This window comes from Pseudacidovorax sp. 1753 (assembly GCF_040544975.1).
Classification (GTDB): Bacteria; Pseudomonadota; Gammaproteobacteria; order Burkholderiales; family Burkholderiaceae_C; genus Xenophilus.
In genome coordinates this window covers 26,003-49,865 of the sequence record NZ_JBEPKY010000003.1, presented here as the reverse complement: position 1 = coordinate 49,865, position 23,863 = coordinate 26,003, and the positions used below count along the sequence as shown (strand labels likewise).

Below are 23,863 nucleotides of genomic sequence, written 5' to 3'. Positions count from 1 at the left end.
ATGCCGGCAGGCCCCCTCTTTGTACACCGTGACCGAGCTTTCCCACCCCTCCCCCGACTCCGCCTCGACGGGGACGCGCCCTGTTCCTACAGAGGCCGTCGCCCTCGGCTGGCAGCGCCTCAAACCCTGGCTGATCGCCGCCGCAGCACTGCTGCTGTGCCTGCTGCTCGCCGCCGCCCTGCACGGCCTGGCCGGCGAGGTGCGCTACGACGACGTGATGCGGGCCATCGCCGGCACGCACGAGCTGGACATCGTGCTGGCGCTGATGGCCACCGCCGCCAGCTACTTCATCCTGTCGGGCTACGACTTCTCGGCCCTGGCCTATGCCCATGCCCGGGTGAACCGGGGCACGGTGCTGCTGACCTCCTTCACGGCCTATGCGCTGTCCAACACCATCGGCCTCGGCCCGCTGACCGGCGGCGCGGTGCGCACCCGGCTCTACACGGCGGCGGGCCTCAAGGCGCACCAGGTGGCGCAGGTGGTGGTATTCAACGCGGCGGCCTTCGGCCTGGGCATCACCGCCTTCGGCGCGGTGGCGCTGCTGTGGGGCGCGCCCGACGTGGCGGGGCTGGTCGGCCTGCCGCCAGAACTGCTCCAGTTGGGCTCGGGCCTGCTGCTGGTGGGCGTGGGCGTGTTCCTGGCGCTGTGCCGGCGCCAGCGCAACCTGCAGATCGCCGGCCGCTGGCGCCTGCGGCTGCCGCCGGCAGGCCTGGCGGTGCGGCAGTTGGTCATCTCGGCCTTCGAGCTGACGGCCTCGGCGGCGGCGCTGTGGTTCCTGCTGCCGGGCGAGCGCATCGACCTGCCGGCCTTCACCGCCTTCTATGCCATCGCCATCGTGGCCGGCATCATCAGCCATGTGCCCGGCGGCGTGGGCGTGTTCGAGGCGGTGATGCTGATGGCCACCCGCAACGACGTGCCGGCCGACTCGATGCTGGCCGCGCTGGTGCTCTATCGCGGCATCTACTACATCGTGCCGCTGGTGGCGGCCACCGCCCTGGTGCTGGGCTGGGAGCTGAAGAGCGGCGTGGGCACGCCCATCGCCCGGGCCGCCACGCGCCTCAGCCCGCGGCTGCTGGCGGCGCTGACGCTGGTGGCAGGGCTGTGGCTCATCGCCTCGGGCGTCACGCCCTTCACCGAAGACGCCCGCGAGATGCTGGCCACGCTCAACGTGCCGCTGCCGCTGGTGGAAGCCTCGCACTTCCTGGGCAGCGTGGCGGGCCTGGGTCTGCTGCTGGTGGCGCGCGGGCTGTTCCACCGGCTCGATGCGGCCTGGTGGGCGGCGCTGGTGCTGGCCGTGGTCTCGGCCGTGCTGGCCCTGCCCAAGGGCATCGCGCTGCACGAGGCTGGCCTGCTGGCCACGCTGGCGGTGCTGCTGGTCGTCTCGCGCAAGCAGTTCGACCGCCGGTCCTCGCTGCTGTCGATGCGGCTGGAGCCCGGCTGGCTGATCGGCCTGGGCGCGGTGCTGGCGGGCTCGCTGTGGCTGCTGTTCTTCGCCTACCAGGAAGTGGCCTACACCCACCGGCTGTGGTGGCAGTTCGAGTTGGACGCGCAGGCACCGCGCTCGCTGCGCGCGCTTCTTGGCGTGGCGCTGGCCGGCATGGCCTACGGCCTGTGGCAGCTGCTGCGCCCGCCTGTGGGCCAGGCGGCGGCGCCCACCACCGAGGACCTGGACCGCGCCGCCGCCATCGTGGCCGCCAACCCGCGTGCCGACGCCTGCTTCGCGCTCACCGGCGACAAGCACCTGCTGTTCTCGCCCTCGGGCCGCAGCTTCCTCATGTACGGCAAGCAGAACCGCTCCTGGATCGCGCTGTACGGCCCCGCGGGCGACAAGGCCGAATGGGCCGAGCTGGCGTGGCGCTTCGTCGAGATGGCACGCACCCATGGCGGCCGGCCGGCCTTCTACCAGGTGCGCCCGGCCAGCCTGCCGCTGTACCTGGACTGCGGCCTGCAGGCCTTCAAGCTGGGCGAGCATGCGCACATCGAGCTGCCCGGGTTCGACCTCAAGGGCGCCAAGCGGGCCAACCTGCGCTCGGGCATGAACCGCGGCGAGCGCGAGGGCCTGGTGTTCGAGGTGATCGAGGGCGAGGCGCTGGAAGCCGCCCTGCCCGAGCTGCACGCCGTGTCGGACGCCTGGCTTTCGCGTCAGAAGACGCGCGAGAAAGGCTTCTCGGTCGGCCGCTTCGACGAGGACTACCTGCGCCGCCTGCCGGTGGCCGTGGCCCGGCGCGAGGGCCGCATCCTGGCCTTCGCCAACCTGCTGGTCACCGCGCCCGCCGAAGAGGCCGCCGTCGACCTGATGCGCCACCTGCCCGATGCGCCGCCCGGCACCATGGACTTCCTCTTCGCCAAGGTGCTGCTGCACCTGAAGGACCGCGGCTTCCAGCGCTTTGCGCTGGGCATGGCGCCCATGGCCGGCATGGCCGAGCGCCGCCATGCGCCGCGCTGGCAGCGCCTGGGCCGTCTGCTCTACGAGCATGGCGAACGCTTCTACAACTTCCGCGGGCTGCGCAGCTTCAAGGACAAGTTCGAGCCCGTCTGGGAGCCGCGCTATCTGGCCGCGCCCGGCGGCGTGGCACCGCTGTGGGTGCTGCTGGACCTGGCCGCGCTGATCGGCGGCGGCACCAAGGGCGTGATCGGCAAGTGACGCCGCGCTGCCCGCTTTCGATTTCCCTCGCATGACATTGCCGACCTCCTTTTTGCGCCGCGCCCTGGTGGCCGGCGCCTCGGGCCTGTTGCTGGCCTGCGCCGCCATCGCCCAGCCCACCGCCCCCGTGGCGAGCGCGGCCGCCCTGCCGCAGCCGGCCAAGCGCATCACGCGCGAGATCTTCAAGGACGTGCCGCTGTACCGCCCCGCCGGTGCCGTGCAGCAGTTCGTGGTGCTGCTGACCGGCAGCGACGCGCCCACTGCGCGCGACCTGCGCCTGGTGCAGGCCATGACCGCACAGGGCGCCATGGTGATCGCCGTGCCCGGCCTGGGCTTCTACCGCAGCCTCGCGGCGGTCAGTCAGCAGTGCGTGCACGGCCCGGGCGCCCTGGAGAACTTCGCGCGCTTCGTGCAGGCCGGCGAAAAGCTGCCCACGTACATCGAGCCGATCCTGGTCGGCACCGGCCAGGCCGGTGCGCTGGCCTACGGCCTGCTCGCGCAGTCGCCTGCCGACACCTACACCGGCGCCCTGTCGCTGGACTTCTGTCCGCGGCTCGCCCTGCCGCTGCCGATGTGCGGCGACGAGAACTTCCGCAGCAAACCCGTGGCCGGCGAGCCTGCGCGGCCCGGCCCGGCCGCGCAGACCTTGCGGCCGCTGGAGCCCGCTTTCGACCTGCAACCCGCCAAGCGCCTGGCCGGCGCCTGGACGGCGATGGGCGCCGATCCGCATGCCGCGGCCTGCGCTGCGGGTCCGCAGGCGCCTGCCGCGTTCACCGCCCAAGTGCCCAACGCCCGCTGGGTCGCGCCCGCCGCGGCCAGTTCGACCGACGCGCCACCGCCCGGCTTCGACGCCGCCTTCGCGCAGATGGCCGCGAAGCGTGCCGGACTGGCCCTGCCGCCCAGCCAGCTGTCGGACCTGCCCGTGACCGAGGTGCCCGTGCAGGGCGCCGGCAAGCGCTTCGCCGTGCTGGTGTCGGGCGACGGCGGCTGGGCCAGCATCGACAAGCGCCTGGCCGCGGCCCTGGCCAAGGACGGCATTCCCGTCGCCGGCCTGGATTCGCTGCGCTACTTCTGGACCCGCCGCACGCCCGAGGGCGTCGCCGCGGACCTGGACCGGCTGATCCGCTACTACGCCGCCCGCTGGGGCCGCAGCGAGGTGCTGCTGCTGGGCTACTCGCAGGGCGCCGACGTGCTGCCCTTCGCCTACAACCGCCTGCCCGAGCGCACCCGCGCCAGCGTCAAGCTGCTGGGCCTGCTGGGCCCCGGCGAAAAGGCGGCCTTCGAATTCCACGTCAGCAACTGGATCGGCAAGAGCGGCGACCAGCCGATCGCGCCCGAGGCCAAGCGCCTGCCAGCGGGCCTCACGCTGTGCGTGTACGGGACCGAGGAGAAGGCCGACTCGCTCTGCCCGCGCCTGGATGCGACACAGGCGAAGGTGCTGCCGATGCCGGGCGGCCACCATCTGGGCGAGAACTACGAGGACCTGGCGGCCAAGGTGCTGCAGGCGGCCCCGCCCTTGCGCTGACAGCGGCCAGTCCAGGCCCTGAGGGCCGCTGCCAGGCCGCATGCGCCTCGGCCGCGGCGACGGGGGGCGCTTCGGCCGTCTGGTCGTCGCGACGCCGGACCGGCCTGCATCACGACAATCGCCGCCCATGTCCGACTGCCCCGCCCGCAAATCCGGCAGCGCCCGCCGAGCCGCCCAGCCCCGCCCGCTGCCGGTGGACGGCGGCCTGGGCCCGAGCTGCGTGGCGCTGCCGCCCGGCGGCTGGGCCACGGTGCTGGACTTCCTGGCCGAGCGCTTTCCGATGGTGTCGTGCGGCGACTGGCAGGCCCGCATGGCCGCCGGCCGCGTGGTGGCGGGCGACGGCAGCCGGCTCGACGCGCATACGGCCTACCGCAAGGACCTGCGTGTCTGGTACTACCGCGAATGGGCCGACGAGGCGCCCGTGCCCTTCCAGGAGACGGTGCTCTTCCAGGACGAGCAGTTGGTGGTGGCCGACAAGCCGCACTTCCTGCCCGTGATGCCCAGCGGCCGCCATGTGCGCGAGACGCTGCTGGTCCGCCTCAAGCGACGCCTGGGGCTCGACACCCTGGTCCCCATCCACCGCATCGACCGCGAGACCGCCGGCCTGGTCGTCTTCAGCGTGCAGCCGGCCACGCGCGGTGCCTATCAGCGGCTGTTCGCCGAACGGGCCGTGCGCAAGCAGTACGAGGCCATGGTGCACTGGCCGCCGCCCCATCCGCTGCCGGCGGTGTACCGCAGCCGGCTGGCAGACGTGTTCATGCGCAGCGAGACGGTGCCCGGCGAGCCCAATTCGGAGACGGCCATCGCGGTGCGCGAGATGCGCGGCAACGTCGCGCTGCTCGACCTGGCGCCGCACACCGGCCGCAAGCACCAGCTGCGCGCGCATTGCCAGGCGCTGGGTGTGCCGATCGTGGGCGACGGCATCTATCCCGTGCTGCGGCCGCAAGGGGCGGACGACTGGCAGAACCCGCTGCGGTTGCTGGCGCGCAGCATTGCCTTCGATGACCCGGTGACGGGGCAGCCAAGGCAGTTCCGAAGCACGCTGGCGCTGGCCTGGCCGACCGGCGCCGATTGAAGATCGCACGCGCCTGTTGCGCCAAGTGGCCAGATCCGTGGGCCAATTGTCCTTGTGGCCATTCGCGTCACGGCCCACACTGCCGCCATGCCCGCCGCCGCCCCGCCCCGCACCATCGCCTGCCTGCTCTACGCCGACTGCATGAGCCTGGACGTCACCGGGCCGATGCAGGTCTTCGCCACCGCCAACGACGTGGCGCAGCATGGCCATCGGAGGGCGGCGCCGTACCGGCTGCGGTTGCTCGCCGAGACGCTTGCGCCCGTCGCCACGTCCGCCGGAATGCGCCTTGTGCCCGATGACGCCTGGCCCGCTGTTGCGGCGGGCGCCATCGACACCCTGCTCGTGCCCGGCGGCGATGGCGTGATTGCCCAACGCGGCAGCGCGGCGCTGCTGGATTGGCTGCGCCGCGCCGAGCCCGAGGTGCGACGCCTGGGCTCGGTGTGCTCCGGCGCCCTGCTGCTGGCCGAGGCCGGCCTGCTCGACGGCCGCCGCGCCACCTCGCACTGGTCGCGGCTGGACCAGCTGCGCGAGCGGCATCCGGCCGTGCAGGTGGAGCCCGACTGCCTGCACACCTTCGACCCCGGCAGCGCGCAGGACGGCCATGTCTTCACCTCGGCCGGTGTCACGGCGGGCATCGACCTTGCGCTGGCGCTGGTGGAGGCCGACCTGGGCCGGCCGATGGCGTTGGCCGTGGCGCGTCAACTGGTGATGTTCCTGCGCCGGCCGGGCGGGCAGGCGCAGTTCAGCGCCCTGCTCGCGCCCGAGCCGCGCCGCACGCCCCGGCTGGCCGCGCTGCTCGACTGGCTGCCGGGCCAGCTCGGCGGCGACCTGTCGCTGGAGCGGCTCGCGGCCCAGGCCTGCCTGCCGCCCCGCTCGCTCACCCGCGCCTTCCAGAAGGAGCTGGGCACCTCGCCCGCCCGCTACATCGAGCGGCTGCGGGTGGAGACGGCCAGCGCCCTGATGGCCCAGGGCCAGGCCTCGGTCGCCACCGTGGCCCGGCTGTGTGGCTTCGGCCATCCGGAGAACCTGCGGCGCAGCTTCCACAAGCACTACGGCGTGGGGCCGCAGGCCTGGGCGGAGCGCTTCGGCGGCGGCGCCATCGATCCGGCGCAATCCAGCGCCTGACCCGCCTCTCGGCCTTGCCGGCTGTGTCCCCTCCCCCTCTGGGGGAGGCTGGGTGGGGGCCGCGCGCGCTCGCGGCAGTCGTTTGGCAAGCAAACGCCCAGGCCCTCACCCCAGCCCTCTCCCAGAGGGAGAGGGGGCCAGACACCCGCCGCGCACCTTGCATCACTCCCGCAGTCCGCTACCCACTACCCACCACCCAAAGCTCACCACCCAGAGCCCACTGCCCACTGCCCACTGCCCACTGCCCACTGCCCACTGCCCACTGCCCACTGCCCACCGCCCACCGCCCACCGCCCACCATGTTCGCCCTGCTCCGCACCCACGCCAGCCTGCGCCTGCTCTTCATCGGCCAGGCGCTCTACTGGTCCTGCTCCATCATCGGCATCGCCCTGACCGCGCTGGTCGGCGCCAGGCTGGCGCCGCTGCCCTGGCTGGCGACGCTGCCGCTGGCGCTGCTGGTGGCCGGCAACCTGGTCGCTGTGCGACCGTTGGCGGCGGCCATGCAGCGCCACGGCCGGCGGCGGGTGCTGGTGGCCGGGGCGCTGGTCGGCGTGGCGGGCGGCCTCACGGCGTGCCTCGCCATCGTGGCGGACAGCTTCGCGCTCTTCGGCCTGGGCATTGCGGGCGTGGGCGTGTACCAGGCATCGTCGGCCTACTACCGCTATGTGGCGCTGGAGGCCGTCGAGGCCCAATGGCGCGGCCGTGCCGCCGCCTGCGTGCTGGCCGGCGGCGTGTGCGCGGCGCTGTTCGCGCCCTCGCTGGCGCTGGCCGCGCGGCAGTGGCTGATCACGCCCTTCGCCGGCGCCTACCTGGCCATCGCCGGCCTGGCCGCCGTCGCCGCCCTGCTGCTGACCCGGCTGCCCGAAGGCGCATCGGCCACCCCCGCGGCTGGCCATGCGCCCACCACCCGCTGGCGCACGCTGCTGTCACGACCCGCGCTGCGCGCCGCCATCGTCATGACCGGCGTCGGCCACGGGCTGATGATCCTGGTGATGAATGCCACGCCGCTGGCCATGGCGGACTGCGGCTTCGCCATCGAATCGTCGGCGCGGGTGATCCAGTGGCATGTGCTGGGCATGTTCCTGCCCGCCTTCTTTGCCGGCGGCCTGGTGGACCGCCATGGCAGCCGCCGGGTGGCGGCCGTGGGCATCGGCGTGCTGGTGGCCAGTGCGGCGCTGGCCCTGTCGGGCGTGGCCCTGGCGCAGTTCGCGGCCAGCTCGCTGCTGCTGGGCATCGGCTGGAGCCTGATGATCGTGGCCGGCACCACGCTGTTGACCGAGGCGCATGCGCCGGCAGAGCGGGCCGGCGCCCAGTCGCTGATGGAATTCGCCAACGGCGGCACGGCGGCGGCGATGTCCTTCGCCTCAGGTGCGCTGCAGGCGGGCATCGGCTGGACGGCGATCAACGCCGCGATGCTGCCGATGCTGGTGCTGGCGGCCTGGCTGCTGTGGACGACGCAGGCGCCGCGGATGCGCCCCGCCTGACCGTGCTCAGGCTGTCGCCACGCGCGGCTGCTTCGGTGCCGTGGCGTACAGCACGATGCCGGCCAGGATCATCGGCACGCACAGCCACTGGCCCATGCTCATGTTGAGCGCCAGCAGGCCCAGGAAGTCGTCCGGCTCGCGGAAGTACTCGGCCACGAAGCGCATCACGCCATAGCCCATGAGGAAGACGGCCGACACGCGCCGCTCCAGCCGCGGCTTGCGCGCATACAGCCACAGGATGACGAACAGCAGCAGCCCTTCGAGCAGGAACTGGTAGACCTGCGACGGGTGTCGCGGCAGCATCGAGCCGCTCTGCGGAAACACCATGCCCCAGGGCAGATCCGGCGATGAGAAGCGGCCCCACAGCTCGCCGTTGATGAAATTGCCGACACGGCCCGCCGCCAGGCCCGTCGGCACGCAGGGCGCCACGAAGTCCATCAGTTGCCAGAAGCGCCGTCCGCGCGCCCGCGCGAACCAAGCCATGGCGGTGATCACGCCGATCAGCCCGCCGTGGAAGCTCATGCCGCCGCGCCAGACCATGAAGATCTCCAGCGGGTTCGACAGGTAGTAGCCCGGCTTGTAGAACAGGCAGTAGCCCAGCCGGCCGCCCACGATCACGCCCAGCACGCCGAAGAAGAGGATGTCCTCCACGTCCTTGCGCGTCCAGGCCGCGCTGCCCGTCATCGAGGCGAAGGGCTCGTGCCGCAGCCGGCGCGTGCCCAGGAAGAAGAACAGGCCGAATGCCGCGAGGTAGGTCAGGCCGTACCAGTGCACGGCGAGCGGGCCGATCTGCAAGGCGACCGGGTCGATATGGGGGTACATCAGCATGGCGCGCATTGTGCCCGCCGCCCCATGGCGAGGCGGTGACGCGCCGTTGCGAATGCGTCTGATCGGCTGCCGCATCCGCATGCAGAACGCGGCGTGGGGGGCATTGCCCGCGGGCGTTTCGCCAAAGCGGGGGCCGGGCGGATACTCGCGGCGTTTTTGTCTTCGAAGAATCACACATCATGCAGGGCAACCCCCAAGTCATCGACTACCTGAAGGACCTGCTGCGCGGCGAGCTCGCCGCCCGCGACCAGTACTTCATCCACTCCCGCAACTACGAAGACCAGGGGTTCGGCCGCCTCTACGAGCGCATCGACCACGAGATGCAGGAAGAGACCGAGCATGCCGACGCGCTGATGCGCCGCATCCTGATGCTCGGCGGCAAGCCCGACATGAGCCCCAAGGCCTTCACCCCCGGTCTGACCGTCGAGGAAATGCTGCGCAAGGACCTCGACACCGAGTACGAGGTGCGCGACGCGCTGCGCAAGGGCGCGGCCCTGTGCGAGAGCGTGGGCGACTACGTGAGCCGCGACATCCTGGTCTCGCAGCTGCACGACACCGAGGAAGACCATGCGTACTGGCTCGAAAAGCAGTTGGGACTGATCGCCAAGATCGGCCTGCCCAACTACCTGCAATCGCAGATGGGCGAAGGCGACTCCGCCACCTCGGCCGGCTGATCAGCCCGCCCCGCCGGCCTCGGCCCGCGTCCGCAGGAAGCGGACGAAGCGCGCCAGGGCCGGCGGCTGCCGCTCCGCCAGCCACACCAGGCTGGTTTCGCAGGACGGCAGCCTCACCTTCTTCCCACCCCGTTCCTTCAGTTCCTCAGCCCGCCGGTAGACCACGCCGGCGCGGCTGAAGGCCGTCACGCTGGCCGGCACCCAGGCCACGCCCAGGCCGCCGGAGACCAGGTTGACGATGGTCTGCATCTGGATCGCCTCCTGCGCCACGCGCGGGCGGCGGCCATGGGCGGCGTAGAGCTGCATCACCGCGTCGTGCACGCCGGGCAGGATGCGGCGTGGGTACAGCACCAGCGGCTCGTCCATCACCTCGGCCAGGGCCGGGCGCACCTGCTGCGCCAGCGCATGCACGGCTGGCAGCGCCAGCACCAGCGGCTCCTGCGCCACCGCCAGCTGCGCGAGGCCGGCCGGTGCCGCACCCGGCGGATGCAGCAGCAGGCCGGCATCGATGTCGCCACGAGCCAGCGCCTCCAGCTGCACGTCGCCGGTCGCCTCCACCAGTTCCAGCGCCACCTGCGGGCTGTGCTCGCGGAAGTCGCGCACCCAGCCCGGCAGCCGGTCGAAGCCGATGGTGGAGACGAAGGCCAGGCGCACCCGTCCAGCCTCGCCCGAGTCCGCCGCACGCGCCCGGGCGGGCAACGACCGCGCCTGCGCCAGCAGGGCCCGCACCTCGGGTACCAGCGCCTCGCCCGCGGCCGTGAGCGCCACGCGCCGGCGCGTGCGGTCGAAGAGCTGCACGCCCAGCGTGCGCTCCAGCTGGGCGATGGCCTGGGTGACGGGCGGCTGCGTCATGTGCAGCCGCTGCGCCGCGCGGCCGAAGTGCAGTTCCTCCGCCACGGCCAGGAACTGCCGCCAGGCGCGCAACTCGATCGGAGCCTCTTCCTTCATTCGGCCAGCATATCAATCTGCTCGCCAAATAGGATTGGAAGCAATCAGACGCCCGGTCGAGAATCGCCGCCACCCACGAACCGCGGAGACACGCCCCATGGCCACCCAACCGATCAAGATCAACCGTCGCAGCGCCAACATCACCGAAGGCAAGAGCCGCGCGCCCAACCGCTCGATGTACTACGCCATCGGCTACGAGGCCGACGACTTCGCCAAGCCCATGGTCGGCGTGGCTAACGGCCACAGCACCATCACGCCCTGCAATGCCGGCCTGCAGAAGCTGGCCGACGCGGCGGTGGCCGGCATCGAGGAAGCCGGCGGCAACGCCCAGATCTTCGGCACGCCCACCATCTCCGACGGCATGGCCATGGGCACCGAGGGCATGAAGTACTCGCTGGTCAGTCGCGAAGTCATCAGCGACTGCATCGAGACCTGCGTGCAGGGCCAGTGGATGGACGGTGTGCTGGTGGTCGGCGGCTGCGACAAGAACATGCCCGGCGGCATGATGGGCATGCTGCGCGCCAACGTGCCGGCGATCTATGTGTATGGCGGCACCATCCTGCCCGGCCACTACAAGGGCCAGGACCTGAACATCGTCAGCGTGTTCGAGGCCGTCGGCCAGAACGCCGCCGGCAACCTGAGCGACGAAGACCTGCTGCAGATCGAGCGCCGCGCCATCCCCGGCACCGGCTCCTGCGGCGGCATGTACACGGCCAACACCATGAGCTCGTCCTTCGAGGCGCTGGGCATGAGCCTGCCCTACTCGTCGACCATGGCCAACCCGCACGACGAGACGCAGAACTCGGCCAAGGAATCGGCCAAGGTGCTGATCGAGGCCATCAAGCGCGACCTCAAGCCGCGCGACATCGTCACCCGCAAGGCCATCGAGAACGCCGTGTCGGTCATCATGGCCACGGGCGGCTCGACCAACGCGGTGCTGCACTTCCTGGCCATCGCGCATGCGGCCGGCGTGGAATGGACCATCGACGACTTCGAGCGCATCCGCCAGCGCGTGCCGGTCATCTGCGACCTCAAGCCCAGCGGCCGCTGGCTGGCCGTCGACCTGCACCGCGCGGGCGGCATTCCGCAGGTCATGAAGCTGCTGCTCAACGCCGGCCTGCTGCATGGCGACTGCATCACCATCACCGGCAAGACCATCGCCGAGACGCTCAAGGACGTGCCCGATGTGCCGCCCAACCCCGAGGTGATCCGGCCCATCGACCAGCCGCTGTATGCGCAGGGCCACCTGGCCATCCTGAAGGGCAACCTGAGCCCCGAGGGCGCTGTCGCCAAGATCACCGGCCTCAAGAACCCCGCCATCACCGGCCCGGCCCGCGTGTTCGAGGACGAGCAGTCGGCGCTGCAGGCCATCCTGGCCGGCAAGATCCAGGCCGGCGACGTGATGGTGCTGCGCTACCTGGGCCCCAAGGGCGGCCCCGGCATGCCCGAGATGCTGGCGCCCACGGGCGCGCTGATCGGCGCCGGCCTGGGCGAGAGCGTGGGCCTGATCACCGACGGCCGCTTCTCCGGCGGCACCTGGGGCATGGTGGTGGGCCACGTGGCGCCCGAGGCGGCCGCGGGCGGCACCATCGCGCTGGTGCACGAGGGCGACTCGATCACCATCGACGCCACCACGCTGAGCCTGGAACTGAACGTGCCGGAAGAAGAGATCGCCCGCCGCCGCGCGGCCTGGAAAGCGCCCGCCCCGCGCTACACCCGCGGCGTGCAGGCCAAGTTCGCCTTCAACGCGTCTAGCGCGAGCCTGGGCGCGGTGCTCGACCGGTTCTGACCACGCCCCTGCGCCCGCGCCGGAGAGGCGCCGCGGGACGGGCATCCTCCATATGAGGGATGGCACCGCATGGGATGGCTGCAAAGCTTCGGGCACCTCGAAGCACCGCGCGGCCCACTCCCATGCCAGCCTCCGCCACCCATTGCCCCGACACCGGCACGGCCGATGCGCTGTCGCCTGCGGCCCAGATCGAACTGATCGCCCTGCTCTACGAGGGCGCCATCTCGGCCAGGGGCTGGACCGACGCGCTGCGGCGGCTCGCCCAGCTCACGGGCTCGGCCCAGTCGCACCTGCTGGTCTGGGACCACCGGGACAACCGCTTCCGCATCTGCGAGGGCTTCTGCGACGACCCCGATGCCCGGCTGCGGTTCCTGACGGAATACAACGCCGAGTTCCAGACCATCGACCCGTCCAAGCTGGTGGCGGACCGCGTCGCGCAAGGCACGGTCTACCAGGACCACCGCAACCTCGGCCGCTTCGTCATCGACAAATCACCCTTCTACGGCGACTTCTTCCACCGCTATGGCCTGCACGCAAACATGGCGTCGCGGCTGGCCAAGCATGACGACATCGAATACGTGCTCTCGTTCCAGCGGGAACGCCTGCACGGCCACTACCGGCCGCGCGACGAGGCCGTGCTGCTCGAGGTGATGCCGCACCTGATCCGCGCGGCCCGGCTGCGGCTGGAGTTCAGCCGCCTGGACGACCAGGCCCGCCTGAGCGCCGCCGCGCTGGACCGGCTGAGCTTTCCGGTACTGGTGGTGGACGCGGCCGGCGCACCGGCGCTGTGCAACAGCCTGGGCCGAACCTGGCTGGAGACGCCGGAGTGCGCACTGCGAAAGAGCACCCAGTCACCCGACCGACAGCGCCTGGTCAAGGTGCTGCGCAGCGCCTGCGGGGTGGAGGGGCGGCGGCGCCCATCGGGCGTCGTGCTGGGCCGGCGCGGACCCGATGGCACCGGACCCGACCATGCGCTGGCCATTCCGCTGCAGGAGCGCGATGGCGCGGGCACCACGCCGCTGTGCCTGCTGGTCATCCAGGGACCGCGCTGGGCGACGGTCCACCTCGACGGCGTGCTGCGCGACCTCTTCGGCCTCTCGCCGGCGGAAAGCCGGCTGGCGCGACTGCTGTTCGAGGAGCATTCGATGCAGGACGCCGCGGAGCGCGTGTGCATCTCCATCGCCACGGCCCGCACCCAGCTCAAGTCGATCTTCGCCAAGACCCAGTTGCGGCGGCAGACCGAACTGATCCGGCTGCTCTCCCGCCTGTCGGTGGTGGGCCAGGGCGACCCCGCGGGACGGTGATGGCGCCGCGGCGCGCGTGCACCCCGCGGCAGGCCTGTGCCCCATCCTTTCACGGCGTGTGGACAAACCCGACGTAGCCCGGCAGCCAGGATCGGGCCATCAAGGCCTCCTCAGGGCTTGCGGCGCGCGGCGCTCCGGGCGCGCGTCGTGAGACCCAGCACATCGCGCTGGCGGTCGATCCGCGCCTGCTTGCGCGCGTCGTCACGTTCCATCGCCCGGCGTGCGGTGTAGCCCGACCAATCCGCGAAAGCCCACCACAGCATCGCGGCCGGAAAGGGCAACAGTACGATCCACCACGCGAGCCCGGCGAAGAAGCCGACCGCGAAGTACTTCAACCCGATTGCCACCAATCCCACGACCAACAGCCACATGTTCCGCTCCTCGTTCCAACAGCCCGCCGCGCGACGCACGAGCCACATTGCAAACGACTGTAACGCCGTCACTGGGCGAATGGCAGCTTCCGCGTCCGCGCTGCGCGCCGGGCTGATCGCCACCGCGGCGCTGGCCGGCCTGCTGCCTGCGGCCCATGCCGACCTGGCCCTGGCCACCAGCAAGGCCTGCATGGCCTGCCACACGGTGGACCGCAAGGTGATCGGCCCCGCCTTCAAGGACGTGGCCGCCCGCTACAAGGACCAGAAGGGCGCCGCGGACATGCTGGCCGCCAAGATCCTCAAGGGCGGCTCGGGCGCCTGGGGGCCGGTGCCCATGCCGGCCAACACGCAGGTCAGCGAGGCCGATGCGAAGAAGCTGGCCGCCTGGGTGCTGACGCTGAAGTAAGCCGCTCCCAGCCACACCGGCCGAGCGTGCTCAGCCCAGCGGCCGCGTGAGGTAGACCGCCTCGCGCCCCACGATGGCGTCGCGCGTGGGCATGAAGACGGTGCAGCCGTCGCAGGGCGAGACGATGCGCCGCTCGCCGTCGGTGGCGATCAGCTCGTCCTTGGCGAAGGTCTCGAAGCCGACCAGGGGCCGCTCGAAGCGGAATTCCGGCGTGTGCACCATGTGCGTCTGCAGCAACTCGAAGCGGCGCTGCGGCGCAGGCGGCTGGCGCCCCTCGCGGGGCGCGATCAGGCCGAAATGGGCGATGAAGTCGTGCGCCACCTTCGTGGCCAGGTCCGCCGCGGACTGCGCGAAGTGCTGGCCGCACTCCACCACCAGCGCCGTCTGCGGCCCGTCACCGTCCACGCCATGGCGGCCGTACTGGATCAGCGGCGTGCCCGACCCCAGGCCCTGCGGCATGACCAGGTGCACCGGCGGCAGGCCCAGCGCCACGGCCACGGCCGCATTGCGCGCATAGGCCGGGTAGACCCAGAAGGGCTGCACGTCCTGGCTGGTGGAGTGGATGTCCAGCACATGGTCTGCCGCGTCGACCACGGCGCGCAGTTCGCGGGCGCGGCGCAGCTCGGGGCTGTCCTCGCTGCCGTCGAGCATCTCCGCGGACCAGATGCGGTTCATGTTGTGCACCAGCTGGCGACTGTCGAAGGGCCGCTCGATGTCGAAGCTCTCGTAGGCCGCGACGTTGGAGAAGCTGATGGTCAGCGTGCCCTTGACGGGCCGCACGCCGCTGTCGAGCAGATGGGTGGCGGCCACCATGCCGCAGATCTCGTTGCCGTGGGTCAGGGCATTGACCAGCACATGCGGCCCGGGCTGGCCCGAGTCGAAGCGGTGCACATAGTCGATGCCGGTGTTGCCCTGCCGATAGGCGGAGAGGTCGCGCGGCAGGACCTCGAAGGTGGGATGTGGGGCGGTCATCGGGGCATTGTGGGCGAGCCGGCCGAAGCCTGCTCGGCGCCGCGGGGCCCGTGGCCGCTCACTCGATGGCCAGATCCATCCGCGAGACCAGGGCGCGGGTCTGCGCGTTCATGCCCACCACCTCCACCGCGCTGCCATGCTTGCGCAGGCGCTGGCAGACCTTGTCCAGGGCGTTGACGGCGGTGATGTCCCAGAAATGCGCGCCAGTCAGGTCGACGCGCACCGGCCGGCCCTCGATGTCGCGGATGTCGAAGGCCTCCACCAGCATGTCGGCCGAGGCGAAGAAGACCTGGCCCGAGACGCGGTAAACCAGCGCCCCGCCCTCCTCCGCCGGCTCGACCGCGATCAGCCGCGCCACCTTGAAGGTGAAGAACACGCCGCTCAGCAGCACGCCCACCGCCACGCCCGCGGCCAGGTTGTCGGTGAGCACCGTGACCACCACCGTCGCCAGCATCACGACACTGGAGAGCTTGGGATGCCGCCACAGCGCCCGGGCCGAGCCCCAGTCGAAGGTAGAGGCCGACACCATCACCATCACGGCCACCAGCGCCGCCACCGGCACCTTGGACACCCAGGGCTTGAGCAACACCATCAGCACCAGCAGGAAGGCGCCCGCGAACAGCGTCGACAGCCGGCCGCGCCCGCCGTAACGCACGTTGCTGACGGTCTGGCCGATCATCCCGCAGCCGGCGATGCCGCCGAAGAAACTGGCCGCGACGTTGGCCAGGCCCAGGCCGGTGGCCTCGCGGTTCTTGGCGCTGGGCGTGTCGGTCAGCTCGTCCACCACGCTGGCGGTCATGAGCGACTCCAGCAGGCCCACCATGGCGATGGCCAGCGCCGGCAGCGCGATCAGCTGCAGCGTCTGCCACGACAGCGGCACCTGCGGCACGCCGAAGCTCGGCAGGCCGTCGGGCAGCAGGCCCAGGTCGGCCACGGTCTTGAGCGGCAGGTTCAGCCACTGGGCCGCCAGCGTGAGCACCACGATGCTCACCAGCGGCGAGGGCACCACCGTCGTGAGCCGCGGCAGGCCGTAGATGATGACCAGGCCTGCGCCCACCGCGGCCCAGGTCGGCAGGTTGGCGCCCACCAGGTGCGGCATCTGTGCCGAGAAGATCAGGATGGCCAGTGCATTGACGAAGCCGGTGCGCACCGAGCCCGACACGTAGCGCATCAGCGTGCCCAGCCGCAGCCAGCCGAAGAGCATCTGAACCAGCCCCGCCAGCACGCCAGCCGCGAACAGGTACTGCACGCCGTGCGAATGCACCAGCGGCGCGGCCACCAGCGCCACCGAGCCGGCAGCCGCCGACACCATGGCCGGCCGCCCGCCGGCGAAGGCGATCACGATGCTGATGACGAAGGAGGCGAACAGGCCCACGGCCGGATCGACGCCCGCCACGAAGGAGAAGGCGATGACCTCCGGGATCAGCGCGAAGGTGGCCACGGCACCGGCCATGAGCTCGCGCGGAATGCTGGGCGCCCATTCGGCGCGGAAGGGATGGGGGTGTCGGGACATGGGGTATCTGGCGAGGAAAGGCGGGGCGCCGCTGGCATCGAACGGCGAGGGCCGCGGCGGAGGGACAGGCGTTCAGCCCTCTTCTTCGGAAGGACCACCCCAGTTCTCGTCCTGCTCGATGGCATCCGCATCGCGCCCGCGCCCCCGGGCGCGCAGGGCCGCGGCGCGCTGGCGCTTGAGTTCGGCCTCGGCCTTGCGGCCCGCCGCCAGCCAGCCCAGGAACTGGTTGACCGTCTCCAGCGTGATGCGGCCGATCACGCCGCCGCGCAGGTCGGTGAGCACCGCCTCGGCGGCCTTCTGCATGTCGATGCGACCGCCTCCCAGCAGCGCGCCGCGCTTGCGGCCGATGGCGCCCAGGATGTCCTCGTCGGGCTGGGTGCACAGCGCCAGCTGGGCGTTGTCGGCCGGCAGCTTGTAGCGGGCCCGCAGCAGCTCGGTGTACTGGGCCTTGAGGTAGGCCAGCACGTCCAGCGCCACCGATTCATCGTCGTAGGCATTGCGGCCCACGGCGCCGGTGGCGGCCAGGCGCACGCCGCTCTCGGGCACGATGATCTTGGGCCACAGCATGCCGGGCGTGTCGTACAGGTAGAAGTCGTCGGCCAGCAGGATGCGCTGCTCCTGCTTGGTCACGCCGGCCTCGTCGGCGGCCTTGGCCTGCCGCTTGAGGCTCAGGGTGTTGATCAGCGTGGACTTGCCCACGTTGGGCACGCCGCAGATCAGCACCCGCATCGGCTTGGCCAGCCCGCCTCGGTTGGGCGACAGGCGGTGGCAGGCCTCGATGATGGCCGCGCGCTGGGCCGGCGGCGTCTGGCTGGCGTCCAGCGCGATGGCGCCGGTGGCCTCCTGCGCCTGGTAGTGGGCCAGCCATTCGGCGGTGCGGGCCGGGTCGGCCAGGTCCTGCTTGTTGAGGATCTTCAGCCGCGGCTTCTTGGCCGTGATGGCCGCCAGCGCCGGGTTGGCGCTGGAGCCGGGCAGGCGCGCATCCAGCAGCTCGATCACGACGTCGGTGGTCTTCATCCGCTCGGTGATGGCCTTGCGGGTGGCATGCATGTGGCCGGGAAACCATTGGATCGTCATGGCAGCAGTCGGGGCGAGGAGACAGGGGAAGGAAAGCGCGCGGCAAGGGCGCGTCGGCCCGCCGCGGGGGCGGGGCCGTGGGGCATGGCGCGGCAGCGCACCACGGCGGCGAAGGGGCCGGATTGTCGCCGCTCACCGCCGGCCTCGCCTGCAACCACGCATTGGCCTTGGCCTACGCCGGCCCGCCCTGGGCTGGGGCACAGTGCAAGCTCGTCCCCATGGCCGGCACGGCAGCCCTGCCGACCGGCCCTCACCGACAAAGGAGCCCATTTCATGCAGATCCAGGTCAACACCGGCAACGGCATCGAGAACAAGGAGTCGCTGGAGCGCTGGGCCGACGCCGAACTGCGTCAGCAACTGCACCGCTTCGCCGAGGAAGTCACCCGCGTCGAGGTGCACCTGAGCGACGAGAACGCCGCCCGCGGCGGCCAGGCCGACAAGCGCTGCACCATGGAAGCCCGGCTCGCAGGCCATGCGCCGATCGCCACCTCGCAGGACGCGCCCACCCAGGACGAAGCCTTTCGCGGCGCCCTGGACAAGCTCAAGCGCGCGCTGGACACCGCCATCGGCAAGCGCACCGACCACCGCGACCGCACCACCATCCGCACAGCCGGCATCGACGCCGGCCTGGGCGATTGAGCGCTGATGCGCCGGACGTGGCCGCCCCCGGGCGCCATGTCTGGGAATTCGCCCGCACCGGCGGCGTCGACCAGGTCCTGATCCGCCGGGGCGAGGACGTCGCCCACATCGGCCAGCTGGACCGCAAGCTGTGGGTCGCCCTGGCCTGCCCGGTCCAGGGCCTCGAATTCGACAGCCGCACCCTCGCCCTCATCGACACCAACAACGACGGGCGCATCCGTCCGCCCGAGCTGATCGCCGCCTGCGAATGGGCCTGCGGCGAATTGCGCGACGCGCAGCGGCTCATCACGGGCGGCGACACCCTCTCCCCCGACGACATTGCCGACCGCAGCACGCTGCAGGCCGAGGCCCGGCGCATCCTGCGCATCGTCGGGAAGGACGAAGCCGCGGCGCTCACGCTGGAAGACGTGACAGGGCGCAGCGAATTGCTGGCGTCCCTGCGGTTCAACGGCGACGGCGTCATCACCCCTGCGACGGCGGAGGACGACAGCGTCCGCACCGTCATCGAGCGGATCATCCAGACCCAGGGCGGCGTCGCGGACCGCAGCGGCGCCATGGGCATCCAGCGGGCCCAGGCCGAGGCCTTCTTCCAGCAGGCGCACGCGCTGGCGGACTGGCAGGCCAGGGCCGTGAGCGACGACGCCACCATGCCGCTGGGCGAGGCCACGCTGGCGGCAGCGGCGGCACTCGATGCCGTCGAAGCCAAGGTGGACGACTTCTTCGCCCGCTGCAGCGTGGCGGCCTTCGATCCGCAGGCCGTCCCGGCCCTCAACCCGGCCGCCGCAGCCTACGACGCGCTGGCGGGCAGCGCCATCGACACGCATTCGCCGGCACTGGCCGCCCTGCCGCTGGCACCGGTGGCGCCCGGCCGTACGTTGCCGATGGCCGGCCGGGTCAATCCAGCCTGGGCCGGGGCGCTGACCCAGCTGCGTGAGCGCGCCGTCGCGCCGCTGCTGGGCGAGGCACTCGAAGCCATCGACGAGGGGCAGTGGGCGTTGTTGCGCGAGCGGCTGGCGCCCTGCCGCCGCTGGCTGGCCAGCCGCCCACCGACCCGGCTGGGCAGCGCGGCCGACACGCCGACCGAAAAGCTGGAAACCTGGCTCGCGGCCGAAGACGCCGTGCTGGCGCTGCTCACTCAGGACGAGGCCGAGGAGGCGCACAACAAGCGCCTGGTCGACCTGGAGCGGCTGCTGCGCTTCAAGCGCGACCTGTACCGGCTGCTGCGCAACTTCGTCTCGTTCGAGGACTTCTACGCGCGGCGGGGTGCGATCTTCCAGGCCGGGCGCCTGTACCTGGACGGCCGCAGCTGCGACCTGGTGGTGCGGGTCGCCGATGCCAAGAAGCACGCCATGCTGGCCGGCCTGGCCAAGACCTGCCTGGCCTACTGCGAATGCACCCGTGGCAAGGACAAGCAGACCATCGTGGCCGCCTTCACGGCGGGCGATACCGACTTCCTCTTCGTCGGACGCAACGGCGTGTTCTACGACCGCGAGGGCAAGGACTGGGACGCCACCATCACCCAGCTGATCGACAACCCGACCAGCGTGGCGCAGGCCTTCGTGGCGCCCTACAAGAAGTTCATCCGACTGGTCGAGGAGCAGGTGGCCAAGCGGGCCGCCGCCAGCGAGGCCACGGCCCAGGCCAGCCTGAGCAGCGTGGCGACCACCGTGGCCACGGCCGACAAGGCCGTGCCGCCGGTCACCGCCGGCCAGCCGGCCGCGCTGCCCAAGCTGCCCGGCCGCATCGACGTGGGCACCGTGGCCGCGCTGGGCGTGGCCATGGGCAGCATCAGCGCGGTGCTCGTGGCCATGTTCACCAAGTTCGTCGACCTGGGGCCGTGGATTCCCATCGCGCTGGTCGGCGTGGTGGTGGCCATCTCGGGGCCGAGCATGCTGATCGCCTGGATCAAGCTGCGCCAGCGCAGCCTGGGCCCGATCCTGGATGCGAGCGGCTGGGCCATCAACGGGCGGATGAAGGTGAGCGTGCGGCTTGGCGGATCGTTGTCGCGGATGGCCAAGCTGCCGCCGGGCGCCAAGCGTGTGCTGCAGGACCCATATGCCGACCGCAGCAGCGGCTGGCTGGTCGGGCTGGGCGTGCTGGTGGTCGCCGGCGCGCTGACGGTCTGGGCCTGGCGCACGGGCTGGCTCGAGCGGCATCTGCCGCAGGCCGTGCAGCCGCCGGCGACAGTACCCGCGGGCGCGGCGCCCGCCGCAGTGCAGACGCCAGGGGGGTGATGCGCCGCGGCGCGCGCGGCTCGTCAAGGGGCTGGGGAGGCGCTGCGACAAGCTCAGCGCGAACGGTGCGGAGCGCCCGCGGGCCTCAGCGCTGTGCCGCCATCGCCTGGCTGACCTCGTTGGTGCCCTGGGCCGAGCCGCTCTGGGGCACCTGCTCGCCGTTGCGGTCGGTCACCTCGGCCAAGCGCGCGGCAAGTTGCTCGGGCACCGTCTCGCCCAGGCCCAGGTGCACGCCCTGCGTCAGCGTGATGTGGGCGGCCTCGAAGGTGCCTGCACCGGCGCACAGCACCGTGCGCGTGGGCGCCGATTCGTGCGCCAGCACCAGCATGGCCGGCACCACGGCCTCGGGCTTGAGGGCGTCCAGCACTTCCTGGGGCATCAGGCCCTCCGTCATGCGCGTGGCGGCCGTGGGCGCCAGGCAGTTGACGTGGATGTTGTTCTTGGCGCCTTCCAGGCTCAGCGTCTGCATCAGGCCGACCAGGGCCATCTTGGCGGCGCCGTAGTTGCTCTGACCGAAGTTGCCGTACAGGCCGGACGAGGAACTGGTCATGACGATGCGGCCGTACTTCTGCGCATTCATGATCGGCCACACGGCCTTGGTGCAGTGCACGGCGCCCATCAGGTGCACGTCCACCACCAGGCGGAAGTCGTCGAGCTCCATCTTGCTGAAGCTCTTGTCGCGCAGGATGCCGGCGTTGTTGACCAGCACGTCGACGCGGCCCCAGGCGTCCACCGCCTGCTGCACCATCGCCTCCACGGCGGCGAAGTCGGTCACCGAAGCGCCATTGGCCAGCGCCTCGCCGCCCATGTCGCGGATCTCCTGCGCCACGCGCTCCGCGGCCGTGGCCGAGCCGCCCTGCCCGTCCACCGCGCCGCCCAGGTCGTTGATCAGCACCTTGGCGCCACGACGCGCCAGGGCCAGCGCATGCTGGCGGCCCAGGCCGCCGCCGGCGCCGGTCACGATGGCCACGCGGCCGTTGAAGTCGAGGGAGGGGGTGGTCATTGCGGGCGTCCTTTCGGGGCTGTCTCGTCGGAAATGCGAAACGAGCACTGTACCGGCCCCTCTGGTCCGCCCCTGTCTCCGAGGCGGTCGCCGCGGCCCGCCTGCACGCCCTCAGGGACGCGGGTCGAAGGCCACCGGCGCCGGCGCGGCGCTGAGCGGCGTCACGGCCACGGGCGTCGATGCGGTGGCGGCGGCGGCCCGCCGATCCAGCCTGTCTTCGAGCTGGCCGATGTGCGCGGCCAGCGTGTTGTCCGCCTGCTCCGCGCGCTGGCGCAGGGCGGCTTCGAGCTGTTCGATGCGGGCCAGCAGGGCCGCGTGGCGCTCGCCGTTGCGGGCCATGTGGGCGTTTTCCTGCGATTCGAGGAAGGTGCGCAGCTCGGTGAAGCGGCTGGCCTCGGCCTTGTCGGCCAGCTCGCGCTGGGCCTGCAGTTCCTTGGTGTGCCGGCGGGCGTCCAGCAACACCGTGCCCTGCAGCCACAGCACATAGGCCAGGAAGAAGGCGGCCAGCAGCACGGTCAGGCCGAGCATGACCAGACCCAGCGGCGCCGTGACCGTGGTGACACCCAACGACATGGCGGTGGACGCCGACAGCGTGCCCCAGTTCAGCGCGGCAAGGGCCGCGATGACGATGGCAATGACGAACAGGGCGATGGAGCGCACACCCATGGGGCTTCCTCTCTTTTTCGATGTGGAAAGCCCCGGGTTGTACATCGGCCGGGCCGCGCGGCCGTGTCGGCCACGGGCGCCGCCCGGTGTGGGCCGGCCGCGCAACAGGCGGCCGCAGTCGGCGAAGGCGCGCCCGCTCAGCCCACGCGGCCGTAGCGGTCGGAGAAGCGGACGATGTCGTCCTCGCCCAGGTAGGCGCCGGACTGCACCTCGATCAGCTCCAGCGGGATCTTGCCGGGGTTCTCCAGCGCGTGGATCACGCCCAGCGGGATGTAGGTGGACTGGTTTTCGGAGAGCAGGATCTCCTTGTCGCCGATCTGCACCTTGGCCGTGCCCGACACCACGATCCAGTGCTCGGCGCGGTGGTGGTGCATCTGCACCGACAGCTTCTCGCCGGGCTTCACCGTGATGCACTTGACCTGGTAGCGGTCGCCATGGTCGATGGAGTCGTAGGCGCCCCAGGGCCGGTAGACCTTGCGGTGGGCCGAGGCCTCGGAGCGGCCGTCGGCCTTGAGCTTCTCGACGATCTTCTTGACGTCCTGCACTCTGGACTTGCTGGCCACCAGCACGGCGTCGGCGGTCTCGACGACCACCACGTCCTGGATGCCCAGCACCGACACCAGGCGGTGCTCGGCATGCACATGGCTGTTGCGCACCTCGTGGGCCACCACGTCGCCGCGGAAGGCGTTGCCCTGGGCGTCCTTGGCGCTGACTTCCCACACGGCGTTCCAGGCGCCCACGTCGCTCCAGCCGGCGCGCAGCGGCACGACCACGGCCTTGTCGGTCTTTTCCATCACGGCGTAGTCGATGGAGTCCTCGGGCGAGGTGGCGAAGGCCTCGGCGTCCAGGCGCACGAAGTCCAGGTCCTTCTTGCCCTTCTCGACGGCCTCGCGTGCGGCCTTGGCGATGGCGGGCGCAAAGCGCTCGAGCTCCTGCAGGTAGGCCGAGGCCTTGAACAGGAACATGCCGCTGTTCCACAGGTGCCGACCACCCTCCAGGTAGCCCTGGGCGGTCTGCAGGTCGGGCTTCTCGACAAAGGCCTGCACGGCCATGGGCGCCACCGGCGCCGCGGCGTCGATGCGGTTGGCGACGCTGATGTAGCCGTAACCGGTCTCGGGCGCCGTCGGCACGATGCCGAAGGTGACCAGCTTGCCCGCCTCGGCCGCGGACAGGCCGGCGCGCACGGTCTCGTGGAAGGCGGCGGTGTCGGGAATGGCATGGTCGGCGGCCAGCACCAGCAGCACCGGGTCCTGTCCATCGGCCATCGCGGTCACGGCGGCGGCAGCAATGGCCGGCGCCGTATTGCGCGCCACCGGCTCCAGCACGATGGCATGGGCGCTCAGGCCCTTCTCGCGCAGCTGCTCGGCCACGATGAAGCGGTGGCCTTCATTGCACACCACCAGCGGCCGCACCGGCGCGTTGCCGTTCAGGCCCGCCAGGCGCGCCGCGGTGAGCTGGAACAGCGTCTGCTCTTCAGTGAGACCCAGGAACTGCTTGGGGTAGCCCGCGCGCGACAGAGGCCAGAGTCGCGTGCCGGAGCCGCCGGAGAGGATGACTGGAATCATGGTGGCAGAGGAGTCGGTAAT

General features: G+C 71.4%; 20 protein-coding genes. 11 read left to right on the top strand and 9 right to left on the bottom strand.

The window, feature by feature from the left end:
• Positions 1 to 28: 28 nt before the first annotated feature.
• From mprF to ABIC63_RS04480, 5 genes are all read left to right on the top strand, one after another.
• Positions 29 to 2,644, top strand: coding sequence for a bifunctional lysylphosphatidylglycerol flippase/synthetase MprF (gene mprF, locus ABIC63_RS04500; protein ID WP_354318878.1), 2,616 nt, complete (start codon positions 29 to 31; stop codon positions 2,642 to 2,644).
• Positions 2,645 to 2,675: 31 nt separating this feature from the next.
• Positions 2,676 to 4,169: a virulence factor family protein gene (locus tag ABIC63_RS04495; protein WP_354318877.1), complete on the top strand. Its 1,494-nt coding sequence runs from the start codon at positions 2,676 to 2,678 to the stop codon at positions 4,167 to 4,169.
• A 127-nt stretch (positions 4,170 to 4,296) separates the two neighbouring features.
• Positions 4,297 to 5,244, top strand: coding sequence for a pseudouridine synthase (locus tag ABIC63_RS04490; RefSeq protein ID WP_354318876.1), 948 nt, complete (start codon positions 4,297 to 4,299; stop codon positions 5,242 to 5,244).
• A gap of 87 nt (positions 5,245 to 5,331) precedes the next feature.
• Positions 5,332 to 6,369 (top strand): GlxA family transcriptional regulator, encoded by a 1,038-nt coding sequence (locus tag ABIC63_RS04485; RefSeq protein ID WP_354318875.1) that lies wholly within the window; start codon positions 5,332 to 5,334, stop codon positions 6,367 to 6,369.
• Positions 6,370 to 6,668: 299 nt separating this feature from the next.
• Entirely contained in the window at positions 6,669 to 7,853 is a 1,185-nt protein-coding gene (locus tag ABIC63_RS04480) for an MFS transporter (RefSeq protein ID WP_354318874.1), read from the top strand.
• Between the two features lie 6 nt (positions 7,854 to 7,859).
• Here the strand turns inward: ABIC63_RS04480 and lgt are convergent, their stop codons facing one another.
• Positions 7,860 to 8,681 carry a prolipoprotein diacylglyceryl transferase gene (lgt, locus tag ABIC63_RS04475; protein ID WP_354318873.1) on the bottom strand — a complete coding sequence of 274 codons (822 nt, stop codon included), beginning with the start codon at positions 8,679 to 8,681 and terminating at the stop codon, positions 7,860 to 7,862.
• Between the two features lie 179 nt (positions 8,682 to 8,860).
• On the opposite strand from lgt, the gene bfr reads away from it, so the two are divergent.
• Positions 8,861 to 9,355: a bacterioferritin gene (bfr, locus tag ABIC63_RS04470; RefSeq protein ID WP_354318872.1), complete on the top strand. Its 495-nt coding sequence runs from the start codon at positions 8,861 to 8,863 to the stop codon at positions 9,353 to 9,355.
• Here bfr and ABIC63_RS04465 read toward each other — a convergent pair whose 3' ends face one another.
• Positions 9,356 to 10,303, bottom strand: coding sequence for a LysR family transcriptional regulator (locus tag ABIC63_RS04465; RefSeq protein WP_354318871.1), 948 nt, complete (start codon positions 10,301 to 10,303; stop codon positions 9,356 to 9,358).
• Positions 10,304 to 10,400: 97 nt separating this feature from the next.
• On the opposite strand from ABIC63_RS04465, the gene ilvD reads away from it, so the two are divergent.
• Positions 10,401 to 12,092 carry a dihydroxy-acid dehydratase gene (gene ilvD / locus ABIC63_RS04460; protein WP_354318870.1) on the top strand — a complete coding sequence of 564 codons (1,692 nt, stop codon included), beginning with the start codon at positions 10,401 to 10,403 and terminating at the stop codon, positions 12,090 to 12,092.
• 122 nt (positions 12,093 to 12,214) lie between these two features.
• Positions 12,215 to 13,396 (top strand): helix-turn-helix transcriptional regulator, encoded by a 1,182-nt coding sequence (locus tag ABIC63_RS04455; RefSeq protein ID WP_294378503.1) that lies wholly within the window; start codon positions 12,215 to 12,217, stop codon positions 13,394 to 13,396.
• 110 nt (positions 13,397 to 13,506) lie between these two features.
• On the opposite strand, the gene ABIC63_RS04450 is transcribed toward ABIC63_RS04455, so the two are convergent.
• A complete protein-coding gene (locus ABIC63_RS04450) occupies positions 13,507 to 13,767 on the bottom strand; it encodes a TIGR04438 family Trp-rich protein (protein ID WP_294378505.1) in 261 nt (86 codons plus the stop codon).
• A 79-nt stretch (positions 13,768 to 13,846) separates the two neighbouring features.
• Between ABIC63_RS04450 and ABIC63_RS04445 the strand changes: the two genes are divergently transcribed.
• A complete protein-coding gene (locus ABIC63_RS04445) occupies positions 13,847 to 14,173 on the top strand; it encodes a c-type cytochrome (RefSeq protein WP_294378508.1) in 327 nt (108 codons plus the stop codon).
• Between the two features lie 30 nt (positions 14,174 to 14,203).
• On the opposite strand, the gene ABIC63_RS04440 is transcribed toward ABIC63_RS04445, so the two are convergent.
• The 3 genes from ABIC63_RS04440 to ylqF all read right to left on the bottom strand — a co-directional run bounded on the left by ABIC63_RS04440 (position 14,204) and on the right by ylqF (position 17,735).
• Positions 14,204 to 15,145 carry a M14 family metallopeptidase gene (locus tag ABIC63_RS04440; protein WP_294378511.1) on the bottom strand — a complete coding sequence of 314 codons (942 nt, stop codon included), beginning with the start codon at positions 15,143 to 15,145 and terminating at the stop codon, positions 14,204 to 14,206.
• Between the two features lie 58 nt (positions 15,146 to 15,203).
• On the bottom strand, positions 15,204 to 16,658 hold the full coding sequence (locus ABIC63_RS04435; protein ID WP_294378513.1) for a SulP family inorganic anion transporter: 1,455 nt from the start codon (positions 16,656 to 16,658) through the stop codon (positions 15,204 to 15,206).
• A 72-nt stretch (positions 16,659 to 16,730) separates the two neighbouring features.
• On the bottom strand, positions 16,731 to 17,735 hold the full coding sequence (gene ylqF / locus ABIC63_RS04430) for a ribosome biogenesis GTPase YlqF (RefSeq protein WP_354318869.1): 1,005 nt from the start codon (positions 17,733 to 17,735) through the stop codon (positions 16,731 to 16,733).
• A 273-nt stretch (positions 17,736 to 18,008) separates the two neighbouring features.
• Here ylqF and ABIC63_RS04425 point away from each other — a divergent pair, with 273 nt between their 5' ends.
• On the top strand, positions 18,009 to 18,374 hold the full coding sequence (locus ABIC63_RS04425) for an HPF/RaiA family ribosome-associated protein (protein ID WP_114804015.1): 366 nt from the start codon (positions 18,009 to 18,011) through the stop codon (positions 18,372 to 18,374).
• Complete coding sequence (locus ABIC63_RS04420) at positions 18,371 to 20,608, top strand: hypothetical protein (RefSeq protein ID WP_354318868.1); 2,238 nt, start codon at positions 18,371 to 18,373, stop codon at positions 20,606 to 20,608. Before ABIC63_RS04425 ends, ABIC63_RS04420 begins: the two co-directional genes overlap by 4 nt.
• Positions 20,609 to 20,693: 85 nt before the next feature.
• Here ABIC63_RS04420 and ABIC63_RS04415 read toward each other — a convergent pair whose 3' ends face one another.
• From ABIC63_RS04415 to ABIC63_RS04405, 3 genes are all read right to left on the bottom strand, one after another.
• The gene (locus tag ABIC63_RS04415; protein ID WP_354318867.1) at positions 20,694 to 21,611 is read right to left on the bottom strand and encodes an SDR family oxidoreductase; all 918 of its coding nucleotides are present in this window, start codon (positions 21,609 to 21,611) and stop codon (positions 20,694 to 20,696) included.
• A gap of 111 nt (positions 21,612 to 21,722) precedes the next feature.
• Complete coding sequence (locus ABIC63_RS04410) at positions 21,723 to 22,277, bottom strand: LapA family protein (protein ID WP_354318865.1); 555 nt, start codon at positions 22,275 to 22,277, stop codon at positions 21,723 to 21,725.
• A 137-nt stretch (positions 22,278 to 22,414) separates the two neighbouring features.
• Positions 22,415 to 23,842, bottom strand: coding sequence for a mannose-1-phosphate guanylyltransferase/mannose-6-phosphate isomerase (locus tag ABIC63_RS04405; RefSeq protein WP_294378529.1), 1,428 nt, complete (start codon positions 23,840 to 23,842; stop codon positions 22,415 to 22,417).
• Between the last annotated feature and the right edge of the window lie 21 nt (positions 23,843 to 23,863).